The organism is Mesorhizobium sp. M1A.F.Ca.IN.022.07.1.1, assembly GCF_003997575.1.
GTDB lineage: Bacteria > Pseudomonadota > Alphaproteobacteria > Rhizobiales > Rhizobiaceae > Mesorhizobium.
The window spans coordinates 1-18,151 of the sequence record NZ_RZST01000085.1 but is presented as its reverse complement, the minus strand read 5'-3'; the positions used below and the strand labels follow the sequence as shown (position 1 = coordinate 18,151).

Here is an 18,151-nt window from a genome sequence, read left to right as displayed (position 1 = left end):
GCCAACGGCAAGCCGCTCGCCGGCATCGACCGCCGCCGCACCGCGACCTGGCAGCCCGACGGCACCGGCTATTCGACGCTCACCGTTATCGACGCCGCCGGGCGCGCGGCCAGCGTGAAGGTTTTCGTTGAATAGAAGCGGGCAAGCGATTCGGCGCGTTGCGCCTTTCAAGGATCGAAAGGCACTTCTCTCGAGGCTTATTGCGAAGCACACCCGTCCTTCAGCGGGAGCAGCTATAATCCTCCCGGCACTGGCTCTCCTGGCTGCCTTCTCCGCCCACGCCGACCCCCTGCCCGCCGGATTCGTCCGGCTCGCCGATGTCGATCCGACCATTCGCCACCACATCCGCTATGCCGGGCTGGGAAACTTCCTGCAGCGCGAGGTCGACGGCTACGAAGCGCCGGTCTGCATCCTGACCGCGCCGGCGGCGAAGGCGCTGTCCGGCGTCCAGAAAGCAATGACGGCCGAGGGCCTCACGCTGATCGTCTTCGACTGTTACCGCCCGGCACGCGCCGTCGCCGACATGGTCAGATGGACAAGGCAAGGCGGCCCGCCCGATCCGCAATGGTATCCGACGGTCGAGCACGGCGACCTCATCGCCGAGGGCTATGTCGGCGAACTGTCCAGCCACTCGCGGGGGCTCGACCGTTGACCTCGCCGTCGCTGAGCTTGACAAGACAAGCCCGGCTCATTCCGCTTGCGGCGCGACTGACGCCCGCACGCTCGACTTCGGCACCGGATTCGACTGTTTCGATTCGGCGAGCGAGACGGCCCACCGCCCGCTGCCCCTCCAAGCGACGGCAAACCGCACGATGCTGCTTTCGGCCATGCGCGCCGCCGGCTTCCGCAACTATGCGCGCGAATGGTGGCATTTCACCCTCGCCGACGAGCCGTTCCCAAAGCAGCGCTTCGATTTTCCGGTGACCGCCGACTGGGGCCACACGGCTTGCCGTGACCGCGACCGGTTCTAATTAGGCCCGCTGACGAGGAACCACGCTGCTGGCAAGTGAGGAAGATATTTCCTCGACTGGCCGCCCCTCGGCGAAAAATTGCTGCAAGGAGATGAAAAAGGCAACATTGAGTGCATCTAATTTCTATAAATTCGCTAGAGTTCGGGCCGTTCAACGGAGGCGGAAATGACCAACCCTCATTTCGGGAAACTGCTCGGCGCGCTGGTCGCCACATCTGTCCAGTTCGGCTCGCTCGGTTTCGCGTTTGCCGATACGACCATTCTCAATGTGTCCTACGACCCGACACGTGAGCTCTACAAAGCCTATGACGAGGCCTTCACCGCGCACTGGAAGGCGGAGACCGGAGAAACCGTTACCATCCAACAGTCGCATGGCGGATCCGGCGCCCAGGCGCGAGCCGTCATCGACGGTCTCGACGCCGATGTCGTGACGCTGGCGCTCGAGGGCGACATCAACGCCATTGCCGCGAAGACGAAAAAGATCAATCCGGACTGGCGCACGAAGTTCGAGAACAACTCGGCCCCCTACACCTCGACCATCATCTTCCTGGTGCGCAAGGGCAATCCCAAGGGCATCCATGACTGGAGCGATCTGGTGAAGGACGGCGTCCAGGTAATCACGCCGAACCCGAAGACCTCGGGCGGCGCGCGCTGGAACTACCTCGCCGCCTGGGCCTATGCCAATGCCAATGACGGCAATGACGAAGCCAAGACCAAGGAGTTCGTCGGCAAGCTCTATGCGAATGTCCCCGTCCTCGATACCGGTGCCCGCGGCTCGACGGTGACCTTTGCGCAGAAGGGGCTGGGCGACGTGCTGATCGCCTGGGAGAACGAAGCCTATCTCGCGCTCGATGAATTCGGCGCCGACAATTTCGACATCGTCTACCCGCCGACCTCGATCCTGGCCGAGCCGCCGGTCGCCGTCGTCGACGGCAATGTCGACGCCAAGGGCACCCGCAAGGTCGCCGAGGCTTATCTGAGCTGGCTCTATTCGAAGGAAGCCCAGATCATCATCGCCAAGAACCACTATCGTCCGGCCAAGCCCGACCTGGTGCCTGCCGAGGATCTCGCCAAGCTACCGGCAATCAAGCTCGTCACCATCGACGATCCGCAATTCGGCGGTTGGAAGAAGGCGCAGCCTTATCATTTCGGCGACGGTGGTATATTCGACCAGATTTACAAGCCCGCCCAATGAAGCATGGCGGCCATAGGCCGGATGAAACCTGATTGGGTCTATTGTACGAGTGCCCGAGCCGAGGCGAAGGGCACTCTGGTCTGAGTAAGAAGGGACGATCCAGAACAGCATGAACACAGCACCCGCCAAGGCGGGGTGGCGGTTCAGACAGCCGAGTGTCATTCCGGGCTTCGGATTGACGCTCGGCTTCTCGCTTGCCTACCTCACGCTCATCATCCTCATTCCGCTTTCGGGGCTGGTCTGGCGTTCGGCCGCGCTCGGCTGGACCGACTTCTGGGCGATCGCCGTCGACCGGCGCACTCTCAATGCGCTGAAGATCAGCTTCGGCACCGCCTTCCTGGCCGCCGCGGTCAACGTCGTCTTCGGCACCATCGTCGCCTGGGTGCTGGTCCGCTACCGCTTCCCCGGCCGACGCATCGCCGATGCGATGGTCGACCTGCCCTTCGCCTTGCCCACCGCAGTCGCCGGTATCGCGCTCACCACACTCTACGCGCCGAATGGCTGGATCGGCCAGCTTCTGATGCCGCTCGGCATAAAGGTCGCCTACACCCCGCTCGGCATCGTCATCGCCTTGGTGTTCATCGGCCTACCCTTCGTGGTGCGCACCGTCCAGCCAATCATGGAGGAGCTCGACAGGGAGGTCGAGGAAGCTGCCGCCACGCTTGGCGCCAACCGCTTCCAGACCATCACTCGTGTGCTCTTCCCGGGACTGGCGCCGGCCATCGTCACCGGCTTCTCGCTCGCCTTCGCGCGCGGTGTCGGCGAATACGGCTCGGTCATCTTCATCGCCGGCAACCTGCCCTTCAAGTCGGAGATCGCGCCGCTCCTCATCGTCATCCGGCTCGAGGAATACAATTACGAGGCGGCGACCGCGATTGCCGCGATCATGCTGGCGCTGTCCTTCGTGATGCTTTTGGTCGTCAACCTCGTCCAGACATGGAGCCGCAAGCGCTATGGCTGATCCCGAGATCAAATCCTACGAACCGCATCACGAAAGCCAGTCGGCCGCGGTGACCGAAAGCAGGCCGGTGCGCTGGGTGGCGATGGGAATAGCCTTCGCCTTCCTCGCCGTCTTCCTGCTTCTGCCGCTGATCGTTGTCTTCCACGAGGCGCTTAGTAAAGGCATCGGCGCCTACACGGAGGCGCTTGCCAGCCCCGACACGCGCTCGGCGATCCGCCTGACGCTGCTGGTGGCGGCGATCTCCGTGCCGCTCAACCTCATTTTCGGCATCTCGGCTGCCTGGGCGATCGCCAAGTTCGAGTTCAAGGGCAAGGCCTTTCTGACCACACTCATCGACCTGCCGTTCTCGGTGTCGCCCGTCATTTCCGGCCTGGTTTATGTGCTCCTCTTCGGGGCGCAAGGCCTGCTCGGCGCGTGGCTGAAGGCGCATGGCATCGTCATCCTGTTCGCCGTGCCGGGCATTGTGCTCGCAACCATCTTCGTCACTTTCCCCTTTGTCGCCCGCGAGCTGATCCCGCTGATGCAGGAACAGGGCAATGGCGACGAGGAGGCGGCCCTGTCACTCGGCGCCAATGGCTGGCAGGCCTTCTGGTATGTGACGCTGCCCAACGTCAAATGGGGCCTGCTCTACGGCGTGCTACTCTGCAACGCGCGCGCCATGGGCGAGTTCGGCGCCGTGTCGGTGGTCTCGGGTCATATTCGCGGCCTCACCAACACCATGCCGCTGCATGTGGAAATTCTCTACAATGAGTATAACGCCGTCGGCGCCTTCGCGGTCGCTTCGCTGCTCGCCGGTCTGGCTTTGGTGACGCTGGTCTTGAAAACACTTCTGGAGATGCGGTACGGCGCCGAGATTGCCGCGACGCGCGGACATTAGATGCATGCCGCCCGAAACCGCGTAGCATGCATCAACTGATTGAGGGATCTGTATGGAAGTTCGCGTTGTCAACGTGCGCAAGGAGTTCGAGCGGTTTCCGGCGCTCCACGACGTCTCGCTCGACATCAGGTCGGGCGAGCTTATCGCGCTGCTCGGGCCATCCGGTTCCGGCAAGACGACGCTGCTCCGCCTGATCGCCGGCCTGGAGCGGCCGACCAAGGGCGCCATCTTCTTCGGCGAAGAGGATGCTTCGCAGAAGTCGATCCAGGAGCGCAATGTCGGTTTCGTGTTCCAGCATTACGCTCTGTTCCGCCACATGACGGTTGCCGACAATATCGGCTTCGGCCTCAAGGTCCGGCACGGCGCCGCGCGTCCCTCGGCGCAGGAGATCCGCCGCCGCGCCTCGGAACTCCTCGACCTCGTCCAACTGTCGGGGCTGGAAAAGCGTTATCCGGCGCAGCTTTCCGGCGGCCAGCGCCAGCGCGTCGCGCTCGCCCGCGCCATGGCCATCGAGCCCAAGGTGCTTTTGCTCGACGAGCCGTTCGGCGCGCTTGACGCGCAGGTGCGCCGCGAGCTGCGCCGCTGGCTGCGCGAAATCCACGACGCCACCGGCCACACCACCGTCTTCGTTACCCACGACCAGGAGGAGGCGCTCGAACTCGCCGACCGCGTTGTCGTCATGAGCCAAGGTCGCATCGAGCAGGTCGGCTCGGCCGACGAGATCTACGACACGCCGAACTCGCCTTTCGTCTACAGCTTCATCGGCGAATCGAGCTCGCTGCCGGTCAAGGTCGACAATGGCGAGATCTGGCTCGCCGACCGACCGGTCGGCCTGCAGGCGCCGCGTGCGCCGTCGGGAGAGGCCCTGCTCTACTTTCGTCCGCACGATGTCGAGCTGCTCGACGGCTGCAGCGGCTGCATTGCCGGGACGGTCGCCGCCAGCCGCCGCGTCGCCGGCACAAGGCGGGTCGAGCTCGAGATCGGCGGCGAGCGTCAGCGCGTCGAGATCGAGCTGCCGGTCGACCATCCGGCGGCACAGAAGAGCCGGGTCGCTTTCAGGCCGAGGCGCTGGAAGCTTTTCCCGGCCTCCTGACCTATTTGCCGCCTGCCACGTCCAGGCGCCCGGTAGAGGAGCCGCGATGAATCAGGTTGGAAGAAAATCCTACCAAGCGGCTGTTCGGGCGGGAGATTTTCCCGCTGCTCGTGCGTCCCCCGGGCCGCGTGCCTCGCGCAGCCAGGCTTTCCTTTTTATGGTCACACCATAGTTCTGATTGTCTGGAGGAGGACCGTTTTCATGAAGCGCTTATTGCTGGGTATTGCCACGCTTGCCGGCTTCGTCGTCCTCGCGTCCTCCCAAGCCTGGTCGGCCGACAAGCTGCTCAATGCCTCCTACGACGTCGGCCGCGAATTGTTTGCCGACATCAACAAGGCTTTCATCGCTCAGCATCCCGGCGTGACCGTCGATCAGTCCCACGCCGGAACCTCGGCGCAGGCTCGTGCCATCGCGGAAGGTTTGGCAGCCGACGTCGTCACCTTCAACCAGGTCACCGACGTCGATTTCCTGGTCAAGAGGGGTCTGATCTCCGCGGACTGGCAGAAGGATTTCCCAGACAACGCATCGCCTTTCTATTCGCTGCCGTCCTTCCTTGTTCGTGCTGGCAATCCCAAGCACATCAAGGACTGGAACGATCTGGTGCGTGACGACGTGCAGGTGATCTTCCCCAACCCGAAGACATCAGGCAATGCGCGCTATACCTATCTCGCTGCCACCGCTTACGCCAAGGAGGCCTTCAAGGGCGACGACGCCAAGGTGAAGGAGTTCATCGCCAAGCTGTTCGCCAACGTGCCGATCTTCGACACCGGCGGCCGCGCCGCCACCACCACCTTCGTGCAGCGCGAGATCGGCGACGTGCTGATCACCTTCGAATCCGAAACGCGCGGCATCCGCAGGGAATATGGCGACGACAAGTTCGAGCAGGTCACGCCTTCAGTCAGCCTGCTGGCCGAATTCCCGGTGGCGATCGTCGATAAGATCGCCGACGAGCACGGCAGCCGCGATCTCGCCAAGACCTATCTCGAATTCCTCTATTCGCCCGAGGGCCAGGACATTGCCGCCCGCAACGGCCTGCGGGCCCGCGACGCAGCAGTGGCCGCCAAATACAAGGCCGAGTTTCCCGACGTGCGCCTGTTGACGGTAGACGAGGTCTTCGGCGGCTGGGACAGGGTGCAGAAAGAGCATTTCGCGGCAGGCGGCTTGCTCGATCAGGCCTATGGCAGCCGGTAGCGCTTACAATCAAAAGAAGTGGAAAGCCGTCATCGCCGTCGGCATCGCCGGCTTTTTCAATCTGGAGCCGGCATCACTTTGCCGGCGAAATCGACGCGGCCAATGTGAAAAACATTACGAAGAATCAACGCGTTTGTGCCTAACCTGTGTCGATGAATTGTTGTGCCAAGCCGCGTAGCGCGGCCAAACTGTCATGATTTGCACACAAACAACCGCCAGATGCAGGCGCTTGGGGTTTGATAAACTGAATCGGGCATGCTGACCAAAAAAGGCAAATATGGCCTCAAGGCCCTCGTGCATCTTTCCGGCCTGCCGGCTGGCCAGCTTGCATTCGTCAACGACATAGCGGTCGCAAACAACATCCCGAAGAAGTTCCTGGACGCCATTCTGGGCGAATTGCGCAATGCCGGCTTCGTCCAGAGCCGCAAGGGCAAGGAAGGCGGCTATCGCCTCGCCAGGCCCGCTTCCGAGATCAAGATCGGCCATGTCGTGCGCGTGCTCGACGGGCCGCTGGCGCCGATCCCTTGCGCCAGCCGCACGCAATATCAGCGCTGCGAGGACTGCGACGAGGCGACGTGCCAGGTCCGCCACATGATGCTGGAAGTGCGCCAGGCGATCGCCGAGGTGCTCGACAACCGCAGCCTCGCCGCCATGCGCGACGCCGACAACGACGATTTCCCGGTCGAACTCACGTCGCAGATCTGACCGCTCAGCCGCGCCGTCTCGCCGTTGGTTGTCTGTCCGCGACAGACGCTGTAAATCGGCTGACGGATGGATCAAGGTTTGGGGGTATCTAACGCATGAGGCTGCCTCGGCTTGGCAAGTCCCGCAGGGCCAATCGGCAACCGTCATCCGCCAGCATCTATCATACCGAGATCATCGCCGACGTTGCAGTGCCGGAGCGCGGCGAGACCGTCCGCTTCTTCAGCCGCAAGCTCCTCCGCCCCGGCAAGTTGCGCAGCGTCTCCAACAAGGATCTGCGCGAAAGCCTGCTATCCATGTTCTATCTCGGGGTGGCGGCGGTGCTGCCGGTGGCCTGGTGGGCGCCGATCTGCGATTGGGTTTCGACGCTTCGACGCAAGCGTCATTTTCGCAAGGATTTCGCGCGGTATGACGTGGCGATCAAAGCGGTGCTTGGCGATGATGCCGACACGCGAAGCCTTTTCAGGGGACATCTCGCCGCCGCGCATCGCCGCCGTCTGATGCTTGCCGCTCATCTGGCGCCTGGCAGGCGCTGGTCGCCGGCGATCCGGCTGGAAGGCATCGACGGCTTGCGCGAGGCCTTGCAGCGCGGCCGCGGCGCCATCGTCTGGTGCGATCAGTTCGTCGCCCAGACCATCATGGGCAAGCGCGCCCTCTTCGAAGCCGGCATCGAAGCGCACCAGGTGAGCGTCAACTTCCACGGCTTTTCGGAAAGCAAATTCGGCCTGCATGTGATCAACAAGCCGCTGGTCGAGGTCGAAAACCGGTTTCTGAAGAGCCGCATCGTCTTTGAGCGCGCCGAAGCCTACCAGGTTACGGCGCGCATCCAGAAGACGCTGAAGGAGAACGGAGTCGTGCTGATGACCAACACCATCCACGCGGGATCTACCTTCACCGAGAGCGCCATGGGCGAGCGTGGCTGGACCCACCTCGCCTCGGCGCCGGCGAATTTTGCGGCGCGCGCCGGCGCTGCGCTGTTTGGCATGTCGACCCTGGAGACAGTGCCCTTTCGCGAATACCGGGCGATCGTCAGTCCCGAACTGAAGCCCAACGCTGTCCAGCCTGCATCCCGGCCGGCAAAGGACGTGGCGGCAAAGAACCTCGTTCTGCAAGCGGCCTATATCCTGCTCAAGCGCGACCGGCTGCTGGAAGCGGTCAAACTGCATCCCGAGCAGATGATGGCCTGGTCCAGCGCCAACCGGCTCACCGGACAGCAGGATCAAGCCGCGATCGGCGCCGACGCCGCATAATGCATTTCCCCCAGACGCGCAGCGGTTTTGGGTCAACGACATGCATCAGAACGAAGACTGAAAAGTGCGTCGCCTGAACCTGTTCAGCTCGAGGGGCTTGAGCTCAGTGCTTGCTTAAGGATGGCGGCGACGCTCCGCGCGCCATCCGCCGTCACCGCCGGTTCGTCCGGCTCCGGTTCTTCCAGGGTCGCGAACTGGCTGTCGACCAGACTCGCCGGCATGAAATGGCCTTTGCGCCCCGACACCCGTCGCCGGGCAGTCTCGCGATCGATCTTCAGATAGAGGAAGACGATGCCCGGGCAAAAGCTGAGCAGCCGGTTCCGGTAGCTGCGCTTCAGCGCCGAACAGGCCGCCACCGGCTTGTGTCCCTCGCCGACCGAGGCTGCGATGCGCTCGCCGATGGCATCGAGCCAACCCTCGCGCAACGCATCCGTCAGCGGCTCGCCGCGCGCCATGCGCGCCACGTTTTTCGGCGGATGCAACCGGTCGCCCTCGATGAAGACCGCGCCCAGCGCCTCGGCCAGCACTTCGCCCATCACCGTCTTGCCACAGCCGGCGACCCCCATCACGACTATGGCCGGCGCTGACCGGATGTCGTTCAATGGAAACCTCCGACGGCTGTGACCTTACGATCCTTCATCCACAGTCAGCGGCTTGCCGGCGCACGGCCATAGAGCAAAAGCATGGCCACGATCACGACGCCGTAAATGATCTGCCGCCCCGCCTCCGGCATCTGCATGACCGACAGGATCGATTGCAGCAGCGTGATCAGGATCACGCCGGCGACGGTGCCAAGATATGAGCCGCGGCCGCCGAGGATCGAAGTGCCGCCCAGCACCACGGCGGCGATCGACGGCAACAGATAGGCGTCGCCCATCGACTGCGCCGCCTTCGATGCGTAGCCCGCGAGCAGGACGCCCCCGAAGGCCGAGAGCCCGCCGGAGACGGCAAAGGCAATCAGCACCACGCGGCGCGTGTCGATTCCGGAAAGATAGGCGGCGCGCTCACGGTTACCGATGCCGTAAACGACGCGGCCGAAGGAGGTGCGGGTCAGCACGAAAACCATTGCCGCCCCTATCAGCGCCCAGATGATCACCGCGTTCGGCACCCCCGGAATGGTGAAGCCGGTCGCAAGGTAGCGCATCGCCGCTGTCGCCGAATCCTGCGGCGAGAACCCGCCCGTATAGACCACCATCAGCCCTTGCGCGACGGCGTTGGTGGCTAGAGTGATGATCATCGAGGGAATGCGCAAATAAGCCACGCCGGCGCCGTTGACGATGCCGATCGCGACCCCGCACAGGACGCCGAACGGGATGGCGAGCGCGACGCCGACCGGACCGTAGGCTGCTGCGGCACAGGCCATCATCGCGCCGGTCGCCACCGACCACGGCACGGAAAGGTCGATCTGGCCGAGCAGGATTACCAGCATCATGCCGGTGGCGATCACGCCGAGGAATGACGCGACCTTCAGCTGCTGCAGGAGATATTCCGGCGAGAGAAAACTGCGCGAATAGAGGCTACCTAGCAGAAGCAGGATAACGATGCAGGCAAAGGCGGTCGCCACCGCCGGATCGGCGCGGCGGATGAATTTCGGCATGCGGCTGGCGATGCCGCCAAGCGTCGTTTCGCTCACAGGAACCACTCCAGCCGGTTGCGCACCCGAAACAGCGCGAAGGCGCCGAGGCTGACCGCGATCAACAGGATGATGCCCTGGAACAGCGGCTGCCAGAGCGGGTCGAAATCGAAGACGAACAGCAGGTCGCCGATGGTGCGGAAGGCGAGCGCTCCGAAGATCGCGCCAATAGCGCTGCCTTTGCCCCCGAACAGCGAGACGCCGCCGAGCACAACTGCCGCGATCGAGAACAACGTGTAGGCATTGCCGCTCGCATAGGCAGCCTCGCCCGTATAGGTAAAGAAGGTGAGGAACAGGCCGCCAATCGCGGCAAGCAGTCCGGCCAGCGTGTAGGCAAGGAACTTGCCCCTGCGGATCGGCACACCCGACATATAGGCTGCCGTTTCCGACGAGCCCGCAGCATAAGCGGCGCGCCCGAGCTCGGAGCGGCGGAACGGCATCCACACGACAAGCACGACGACGAACAGCGCCATCAGGCTTGCCGGCACGACGCCGAAGAAGCGCCCTGTCAGGAAATCGGCGACGTCCTCGTTGACCGATCCGCCGGGAACCGGTCGCAAAAGCAGCGCGAGACCGAAATAGACGGCGCCCGTGGCTATCGTAGCGACGATCGGCTGCAGGCGCCCGTAGATCACGATGGCGCCGTTGATTGCCCCGCAGACGAGCCCGGTGCCAAGCACAGCCACCAATCCGAACGCCGTCTCGAGACCCGTGCCGATGACGAGCCAGGAAGCCATGCAATTGGTCAGCGTGAAGATCATGCCGACCGAGAGATCGATGCCGGCGGTGATCACAACCAGCGTTTGCGCCATCGCCACGAGGGCAAGCAGAACGCCCTTGTTCGCCGCCGTCTGCACGACATTGGCCGTGAAGCCGGCTGGATGATTGCCGCTGTAGATCGCGAACATGACGATGAAGATGGCGAACGCCAGCAGCGTTCCGCGCTGTTCGGCCAGCCAATAGCGCCAATCCTTCACGCGCCCTCTCCTTGTTCTGCCCGCCCGCTGCCGCCGTGGATATTCAGCGCGCTGGCGATCAGCGCGTGCTCGGTGATATCGGCGCCAACCAGCTCGCGCTTGATGGCGCCGTCATAAAGCACGAGCACGCGGTCGCAGCAGCCGATCAGCTCGTCATAGTCGGTCGAATAAAACAATATCGCGGCGCCGGCGTCGGCGAGCTTACGCATCAGCTGATAGAGCTCCTGCTTGGTGCCGACATCGATGCCGCGCGTCGGATCGTTGAGCAGAATGATGCGCGGCTGCCGCATCAGCCATTTGGCGATCACCACCTTCTGCTGGTTGCCGCCGGACAGCGCCCCGACAGGGATATCGAGCCCCGCCGTCTTGATGGCCAGTAATTCAACCATGTCATCGATCAGCCGCTGCTCGGCGGCACGGTCGATGACGCTGGCCTTGGACAGCCTGTCTAGTGCTGCGAAGGAAAGGTTCTCGCGCACCGTCATCGGCAGCATCAGCCCTTCCGTCTTGCGGTCTTCCGGGATCAGCGCCATGCCGATACGGTCATCGCTGGCGGCTGCCGGGCTGGCAATCGAAACCTTCTTGCCGTCGACCAGGATCTGCCCGGAAAGACCTCGCAGAACGCCGAAGAACGCCAGCAGCAGCTCACGCTGACCCTGGCCGTCGAGCCCGCCCAATCCTACCACCTCGCCGGCCGCAACCGAGAGCGAGATATTGTCCAGCCTATCGCTCCAGGACAGGTTGCGCACCTCCAGCACAGGAGCCGCAACCGTCTGGGGCCTGGTCGGCTTCGGCGGAAAGATGTGGCTGTATTCCCGGCCGATCATCAGCTCGACGACTTCGTTGTCGCTCTTCGATCCAGCCCGATAGCTGGCAACATTGCGGCCGTTGCGAAACACCGTGCACTGGTCGGCAAGCTCGGAGATCTCGTTCATTCGGTGGGAGATATAGAGCAGCGCCAGCCCTTCCTGGCGCAACCGCTTCAGCACCTCGAAGACCTTCGCGACATCGGCGGCGGTCAGCGCCGACGTCGCTTCGTCGAGGATCAGGATGCGCGGCTTCCTGGCCAACGCCTTGGCGATCTCGACCATCTGTCGTCGCGAGAGCGGCAGGTCCTTGATCAGCGCCAGGGGGTGAATATCGGCGGCACCGGCGCGGGCAAGCGCCTGTTCCGCGAGGCGCCGTTGCGCCTTGCGATCGATCATGCCGAAGCGTTTCGGCGGGTCGGATATGACGATGTTGTCGGCGACGCTCAGCTCCGGAATGAGCGACAGCTCCTGGAAGATGCAGACGATGCCGGCCTGGTTTGCCGCGGCGGGCGAAGCAAATGTCACCTCGCGGCCGTCCAGGGTCATGGTACCTTCATCCGGCGCGACGACACCGGCCATGACCTTGATCAAAGTCGATTTGCCGGCGCCGTTCTCACCGAGAATGGCGTGGATGCTGCCGGCCGTGACGGTGAGATCGGCCTTTTCCAGGGCGCGCACGCCGCCATAGCGCTTGGATATGCCTTCCATGCGGAAGAGCGGAGCCGCGCCGTTCATCAGCCCTCCCCAGGCCAGTTCGTGATTGGCATCAAGCGGCCGGCGCCGCGGCTTCCGCGACGCCGGTCCGTCAGACTATTTGTTTTCCTTGGTCTGGCCCATGATTTCCTGCGCGGTGAAATTGATGCCGCAGGTCGGGAAGGAATTGCCGACGAAGAAATTGTCGGACTGATCGGGGAAGTAGTCCTGCCCTGCCTTGAAGTTCGGATCCTCGACGATGGCCAAAGGCAGCTTGACCGACTGCGGCACGACATTGCCTTCGAGCGCGGCAATCGCCGTCTTGATGGCAACGGCAACCTGCGCCGGGCCGGTACCGGCCGACGAACATTTCAGCCCGTCCGCCGCATGCGCCGCGCAGAATTTGCGGAAGCCGTTTTCCGTCTCGCCGCCGAACGGGACGAACGGATGCTTGGCGTCGATCATCGCCTGCACGATGCCGGTATCGCCGCCTTGCCCTGTGATGCCGTCGAACGGTCCGCTGGTGGCGATCGCGTCGGCCGTGGCTTTCTGCGCCACGCCGTCGTCCCACTTGCCGACGACTTCGGTGACATCCCATTTCTTGCCCGACGCGTTGAGAACCTCGTGAATGCCATTGTGCCGGTCGGTATCGACGGAGGTACCCGCGACACCGCGCACCTCAAGCACTTTGCCGCCGTTCGGAACGTGAGAGACCAGCCATTTGCCCCACAATTCGCCGAGCCCCTTCTGGTCGACATTGACGTTGATGGCGTCCTTGGTGTCGAGGATGTTGTCAAAGGCAACCAGGATGACACCGGCGTCCTTGGCGCGCTTGATCACAGGCCCGAACGCGGTCGGGTTCTGGGCGTTGACGACGATCGCGTCGAAGCCGGAATCGATGAAGTTATTGATCGCCGAGATCTGCGCCGGCACATCCTCGCCGGTCGACACCACCTTGAATTCCTTCAGCTTCTTGGCAACGTCCGGCTGCGCGGCATAGGCTTTGGCCGTCTGGATCATCTGGATGCGCCAGGTATTGGCGATATAGCCGTTCGCGAGCGCGATGCGATAGGGCCCTTCCTTCTTCGGATATTTGAAGAATTGTGTGTCGGCCGCCCAGGGCGCGAAGCAGTCGGGCTCGGCCGAGGGCCCTTTGACGATTTCCGGATCGGCGATCGCCGACGAGCTCAGCATGACAAATGCAGTGGCGGCAACCACACCGCCAACAAGTGACTTGATCATCAGTATTCCTCCCAGTTGCAGTTCTGCTTGTTGATTAAGTCCTGGCGTTTTGGCCGGCACCTCCTGCCGCATCCAATCGCCTGCCGGCCGACCTTTGCCGCCCGCTGCCTCCTCTTGCCTCGCCTGAGGGCAAATCAGCAAACTATCATATTATACATAATAAACAAGTACGGACTGTTTGCTTATGTATAATAAACAGCGCCTCAAGTCCGCCGCCTTACTACTCGACGCAGAAGATGGTAGCGCTACCATGCAAGGTAGTAAACCGGCATTTGCACAGTCGTCTTTGCGTGTTTCAACGTGCGGTGCTCTCGCGGCGAATGAGCTCGAAACCGAGATCGACAACCCTCTGCTGGGGCCTCCGGCCCGCAATCGCCGCCAGCGCCATCGCCACTGCCTGCCGTCCGATTTCATAACGATGCGTGCGAACGCTGGTGACCGACGGGAACGCCGCCTGCATCATGTCGAGGTCGTTGAAGCCGACGATGCCGATGGCCTTCGGTACCGCGATGGCGGCGCGGCGACATTCGAACAAGACCCCCAGCGCGATATCGTCATTGTTGCAGAAGACGCCGTCGAGCGACGGCATCTTGGCCAGAGCATCGCGCAAAAGCTCGCGGCCGAGCGTCACGCTGGACAGTAGCGGCGTGGTGGTGACCAGGCGGGGATCGAACAGGCCGGCCGACTCCATGGCCGCGCGATAGCCGGCAAGGCGCCGCTGCGAGCGCGGGTCCATGCGCGCGCCGATGAAACCGATGCGCCGATAACCTGCCTCGATCAGGTGCTCGGTGGCAGCGCGGCCACCGTCGAAATGCGAGAAGCCGACCAGCATATCGACCGGATCGTGTCCGGTCTCCATCACTTGCACCACCGGGCAGCCGGCCGTCTCCAGCAGCTTTCGCGACTGCGGTGTCTGGTCGATGCCGGCCACGATAAGCGCCGCCGGGCGCTGCGAGGCGAATAGCTGCAGCAGCCGCTCCTCTTCCAAGCCCGAATAGTGGGTATTGCCCATCTGGATGCGGAAAGGGCTGTCCGAAAGACTGTCATAGATGCCGCGCACCACTTCGGCAAAGACATTGTTGGTGAGCGACGGCACCAGCACGCCGAAGACCTCCGCGCGCGCCGAGGCCAATGCGCGCGCATTGGGGTCCGGGATGTAGCCGAGCTCGTCGACGGCGACCTGTATCTGCCGGCGCAGATCTTCCGAAACGCGCCCAGGCTCGCGCAGCGCACGCGACACGGTGATGGCGCCCACGCCCGCCTTGCGCGCCACGTCGGCGATGGTCGGGCGGCCGCCGCCGCGCCGCGAGCGCGGCCTTGTCACCGCCTTGTCCTTTTTGCACGAAAGGAGCGCAGCGGCGAGTTGACGATCAACAGTTTAGCCACAGCAACCATGTTTCGCAGCCCGTCCCATTCCGGTTGGGTCGCGCAGGCCATGGCCGTTGTCAAGCCGACGAATTTTGGTTCAGCCGACCCCCGGCAGAGGCGATAAACCCCGGGGTCAATGCCTCGGTGGTCAGACCGCCCTCGCTTGATCGGCCGTAAGCGCCTGCTCCCGCGTGCCGGAGACGATGATCTCAAGGACCTCGTGCTCGTCGGTGTTCCTGACATGACGGTCGCCGACATTCTCGCCGCGCTTGAGCACCATGACACGGTCGCCTACGGCGAAAATGTCGACCAGCCGATGCGAGATGATGATCTGGGCAACACCCTGCCTTTTCAGTTCCAGCATGGTCTCGAGGAGCCGCGCGGTCGCCATCACCGAGAGATTGGCGGTCGGTTCGTCGAGGATCACGACGCGTGGCTCGAACGAAATCGCGCGGGCAATCGCCACGGATTGCTGGCGACCGCCCGACAGGCTCTCGACCTTCTGGAAAACGGAGTTCACGTCCACCTTCAGCCGCTTCAGCACGCTATCGGCTTCCGCGTACATCTTGCGGCGATTGACAAAAGGGCCTTTGCGCGGCCAGCGGCCGAGAAAGATGTTCTGGCCGACATCCATGTTTCCGCAAAGAGCGAAATCCTGGTAGATCATCTCGATGCCCGCATCGCGGCTCTCATGCGGACTCTTGAAGTGCACCGGTTGACCGGCGACGAGGATTTCGCCGGCGTCGCGCTGATAGGCGCCGGTCAGGATCTTCATGAGCGTCGACTTGCCGGCCGAGTTGTCGCCGACCAGTCCAAGGATCTCTCCGGGATAGAGCACTAGATCGACTTTCCGAAGCGCCTGAACGGCACCGAAGGCTTTTTCGATGCTTCGCATTTCCACGATCGGTTGAGGCAACGCAGCATCAGGCATGAATGGTTTCCCGGGTTCGTGCGCCTCGCGCGAGGCGGGCTCGCAGGCGACCGAAGATATTGGCCTGGCGCACCCAGATGTCGATCAGCACCGCGACAATGAGGATGACGCCGATGAAGACATTGATCCAATGCTGCGGCATGCTGAAGCCCTGGACATTGAGCTGCAGGAGGGCCCTAACGAGTGTGATCACGGCTGCACCGGCCAGAGAACCCAGCATGGTGCCGTAGCCGCCGAAGATCGACCCGCCGCCGATTATCACCGACGCGATGGCGTCGAGTTCGCGGAACTGGCCTGCAACGGGGTTGAAGCTTCGGAAATAGGCGACGTTGATGATCCCGGCCATCGTCGCGCAGAACGCCGCCAGCATGAGCGAGATGAAGCGCGCCCGGTTGGTGTTGATGCCGGCATAGGCGGCGGCGCGGATGTTGCCGCCGGTTGCATAGACCTTTTGCCCGAACGGCGTGTAGGCGAGCACGACGCCGGCAATCCCGGCGACGAAGATCATCCAGACCGTCTGCACGCTGACCACCTCGGCCAGTGTTCTGAGGATGCCATCCGGAAGCACGATGCTGAAGTAAAGGAGGATGTCATTCACCTTGCGGCCGAGCAAATTGTAGCCCTCCGGCCAGCCGGTAAGCTGCTGCCCGGCGACGAACCAGGCCGCGAGGCCGCGGGCGATGTAGAACATGCCAAGCGTTGCGATGAAGGCCGGCAGTTTCAAGCCAACGGCGACGACAGCGTTGACGAGGCCGGCAAGCATTCCCGCAAGGAGGCCCATCGCGACAGCGGTGACGGGGTCGGCGCCCAGGACCTTCAGGAAATAGGCCGCCGCGCTGCCGGCGAGCGCCAGGACGGCTCCGACGGAGAGGTCGATATCGCCGGCCGCGATGACGTAGGTAAGCCCGACCGTGATCAGCGCCAGTTCCGTATAGTTGAGCAGGATCGCGAAAGTGTTGGACAGGTTCCACCAGTAATCCGGCCTGAGGAAAAGGCCCGTGAGCCACAGCACCACTGTCAGGATGACGGCGAGGGCATCGCGCCGGGCGAGGAACTTGCCGAACCCCGTTGCCGACAGTGCGATGTCGGTCGCCATCGCGCCCTTGGTCACCACGCCCTCGAGCGCGACCCCGCCGATCTCGAAGGCCGGGGGCGGCGGCCTGCCGCGCAGCCATGCCCAGAGGCGCGCCGCGACCTGGCGGCGGATGAGATAGGGTTCGATCAGCACGGCGATGACAAGCAGCAGTCCGAGGAAGACCGGAACCGCGCCCACTGGCAGGGAGTAGACGGCGTTGACCGTCACCTCCTCCTCGCCGATTTTGATGGTGCGCGTGATCGGCAAACCCTCGCGCAGCACCTTGTCCAGCAGAACGACCAGCGTGGCGCCGAGGCAGGACCCGGCGACGCGGCCGCGACCGCCGAGAATGGAAGCGCCGCCGATGATCACCGCGGCGATGACGGTCAGTTCGCCGCTGACGCCGTAAAGCGGGGTCACGCCCTTGTCCTGAGCGGCCGACAGGAGGCCGGCAACAGCGGCGCAGAGCGACGAGAGCAGATAGGCACGGATCCGCACCCAGTTCGTCGGTATGCCAGCATAGACTGCTGCCTGCTCGTTGCCGCCCGTCGCAAAGGTTTCGTAGCCCCAGCGAGTGTTGGCGAGCACGTAGGCGCCGATCACGGCAACGACCGCGAAGATTGCGATCTGGTTGTTGAAGCCGAAGACGTTCGTCTCGCCGAGATGGAAGAAGAGCGGGGCCTCCTTCGCTTTGCCTGGATAGTAGATCGCCTGACCGTGCGTCAGGGCGAGGACGAAGCCGCGGCCGATCAGAAGCGTGGTCAAGGTGGCGATGAACGCCGGCACTTTTAGGATGGTAACGAGCACGCCGTTGACGAGGCCGATCACCATCCCAAGAAGGACGCAGACGGTCACCGACATGACGATGCCGAGATCGGCGAAGCTTGGCGCGAACAGCCTCGCAAAAACGACGGCCACAAGGCCGTAGATGGAACCGACCGAAAGGTCGAGGTCCTTGTTGATGATGACGAAGGTCATTCCGACGGCGATGATGGCGACCCGAGAGGTATCGCGAAGCAGTGCATGGAACGCCTCCGGCGAGCCGAAAAACGTCGGATTGACGGCAGCGCCGCCGAGATAGATCAGCGCCAGCAGGGCAAGCAATCCCATTTCCCAGCCGCCGACGAGCTGGGGTGGAAGGCGACGAGCGAGAGCTTCAGCGGGCATTCTTTGATAAAGGGTTC

Annotated in this window: 18 protein-coding genes; 10 read left to right on the top strand and 8 right to left on the bottom strand. The window is 63.3% G+C overall.

The window, feature by feature from the left end; all coding sequences use genetic code 11:
- The 10 genes from EOA75_RS12495 to EOA75_RS12455 form a co-directional block, all read left to right on the top strand.
- The coding region (locus tag EOA75_RS12495) for a hypothetical protein (RefSeq protein WP_164747362.1) at nt 1-135 on the top strand (135 nt) is incomplete at its 5' end.
- Nucleotides 128-652: a M15 family metallopeptidase gene (locus tag EOA75_RS35750; protein WP_348628661.1), complete on the top strand. Its 525-nt coding sequence runs from the start codon at nt 128-130 to the stop codon at nt 650-652. The genes EOA75_RS12495 and EOA75_RS35750, both read left to right, overlap by 8 nt.
- Nucleotides 609-971: a M15 family metallopeptidase gene (locus tag EOA75_RS35745; protein ID WP_348628660.1), complete on the top strand. Its 363-nt coding sequence runs from the start codon at nt 609-611 to the stop codon at nt 969-971. The genes EOA75_RS35750 and EOA75_RS35745 overlap by 44 nt, the downstream gene beginning before the upstream one ends.
- A 165-nt stretch (nt 972-1,136) precedes the next feature.
- Nucleotides 1,137-2,165, top strand: coding sequence for a sulfate ABC transporter substrate-binding protein (locus EOA75_RS12485; RefSeq protein WP_095802332.1), 1,029 nt, complete (start codon nt 1,137-1,139; stop codon nt 2,163-2,165).
- A 109-nt stretch (nt 2,166-2,274) separates the two neighbouring features.
- Nucleotides 2,275-3,126, top strand: coding sequence for a sulfate ABC transporter permease subunit CysT (gene cysT, locus EOA75_RS12480; RefSeq protein ID WP_066990552.1), 852 nt, complete (start codon nt 2,275-2,277; stop codon nt 3,124-3,126).
- Entirely contained in the window at nt 3,119-4,003 is an 885-nt protein-coding gene (gene cysW / locus EOA75_RS12475) for a sulfate ABC transporter permease subunit CysW (RefSeq protein ID WP_067328919.1), read from the top strand. Before cysT ends, cysW begins: the two co-directional genes overlap by 8 nt.
- Before the next feature lie 52 nt (nt 4,004-4,055).
- Complete coding sequence (locus EOA75_RS12470; RefSeq protein WP_095802331.1) at nt 4,056-5,096, top strand: sulfate/molybdate ABC transporter ATP-binding protein; 1,041 nt, start codon at nt 4,056-4,058, stop codon at nt 5,094-5,096.
- Nucleotides 5,097-5,297: 201 nt separating this feature from the next.
- The gene (locus EOA75_RS12465) at nt 5,298-6,287 is read left to right on the top strand and encodes a sulfate ABC transporter substrate-binding protein (protein ID WP_066990543.1); all 990 of its coding nucleotides are present in this window, start codon (nt 5,298-5,300) and stop codon (nt 6,285-6,287) included.
- Nucleotides 6,288-6,542: 255 nt separating this feature from the next.
- The gene (locus tag EOA75_RS12460; protein WP_013530871.1) at nt 6,543-6,992 is read left to right on the top strand and encodes an Rrf2 family transcriptional regulator; all 450 of its coding nucleotides are present in this window, start codon (nt 6,543-6,545) and stop codon (nt 6,990-6,992) included.
- A 95-nt stretch (nt 6,993-7,087) separates the two neighbouring features.
- On the top strand, nt 7,088-8,239 hold the full coding sequence (locus tag EOA75_RS12455) for a hypothetical protein (RefSeq protein ID WP_067328911.1): 1,152 nt from the start codon (nt 7,088-7,090) through the stop codon (nt 8,237-8,239).
- 83 nt (nt 8,240-8,322) lie between these two features.
- Here the strand turns inward: EOA75_RS12455 and EOA75_RS12450 are convergent, their stop codons facing one another.
- The 8 genes from EOA75_RS12450 to EOA75_RS12415 form a co-directional block, all read right to left on the bottom strand.
- Nucleotides 8,323-8,805 (bottom strand): gluconokinase, encoded by a 483-nt coding sequence (locus tag EOA75_RS12450; protein WP_127324349.1) that lies wholly within the window; start codon nt 8,803-8,805, stop codon nt 8,323-8,325.
- A gap of 80 nt (nt 8,806-8,885) precedes the next feature.
- Nucleotides 8,886-9,872 carry an ABC transporter permease gene (locus tag EOA75_RS12445; RefSeq protein WP_067328909.1) on the bottom strand — a complete coding sequence of 329 codons (987 nt, stop codon included), beginning with the start codon at nt 9,870-9,872 and terminating at the stop codon, nt 8,886-8,888.
- Entirely contained in the window at nt 9,869-10,849 is a 981-nt protein-coding gene (locus tag EOA75_RS12440; RefSeq protein WP_127324348.1) for an ABC transporter permease, read from the bottom strand. The genes EOA75_RS12445 and EOA75_RS12440 overlap by 4 nt, the downstream gene beginning before the upstream one ends.
- Nucleotides 10,846-12,393 (bottom strand): sugar ABC transporter ATP-binding protein, encoded by a 1,548-nt coding sequence (locus EOA75_RS12435; protein WP_067328905.1) that lies wholly within the window; start codon nt 12,391-12,393, stop codon nt 10,846-10,848. Before EOA75_RS12435 ends, EOA75_RS12440 begins: the two co-directional genes overlap by 4 nt.
- Nucleotides 12,394-12,468: 75 nt before the next feature.
- Nucleotides 12,469-13,593: a sugar ABC transporter substrate-binding protein gene (locus EOA75_RS12430; protein ID WP_067328903.1), complete on the bottom strand. Its 1,125-nt coding sequence runs from the start codon at nt 13,591-13,593 to the stop codon at nt 12,469-12,471.
- A gap of 295 nt (nt 13,594-13,888) precedes the next feature.
- Complete coding sequence (locus EOA75_RS12425; RefSeq protein ID WP_067328901.1) at nt 13,889-14,917, bottom strand: LacI family DNA-binding transcriptional regulator; 1,029 nt, start codon at nt 14,915-14,917, stop codon at nt 13,889-13,891.
- Nucleotides 14,918-15,109: 192 nt separating this feature from the next.
- Entirely contained in the window at nt 15,110-15,892 is a 783-nt protein-coding gene (locus tag EOA75_RS12420; RefSeq protein ID WP_066990523.1) for an ATP-binding cassette domain-containing protein, read from the bottom strand.
- Nucleotides 15,885-18,134, bottom strand: a complete 2,250-nt coding sequence (locus EOA75_RS12415) for an ABC transporter permease (RefSeq protein ID WP_127324347.1) — start codon at nt 18,132-18,134, stop codon at nt 15,885-15,887. Before EOA75_RS12415 ends, EOA75_RS12420 begins: the two co-directional genes overlap by 8 nt.
- Between the last annotated feature and the right edge of the window lie 17 nt (nt 18,135-18,151).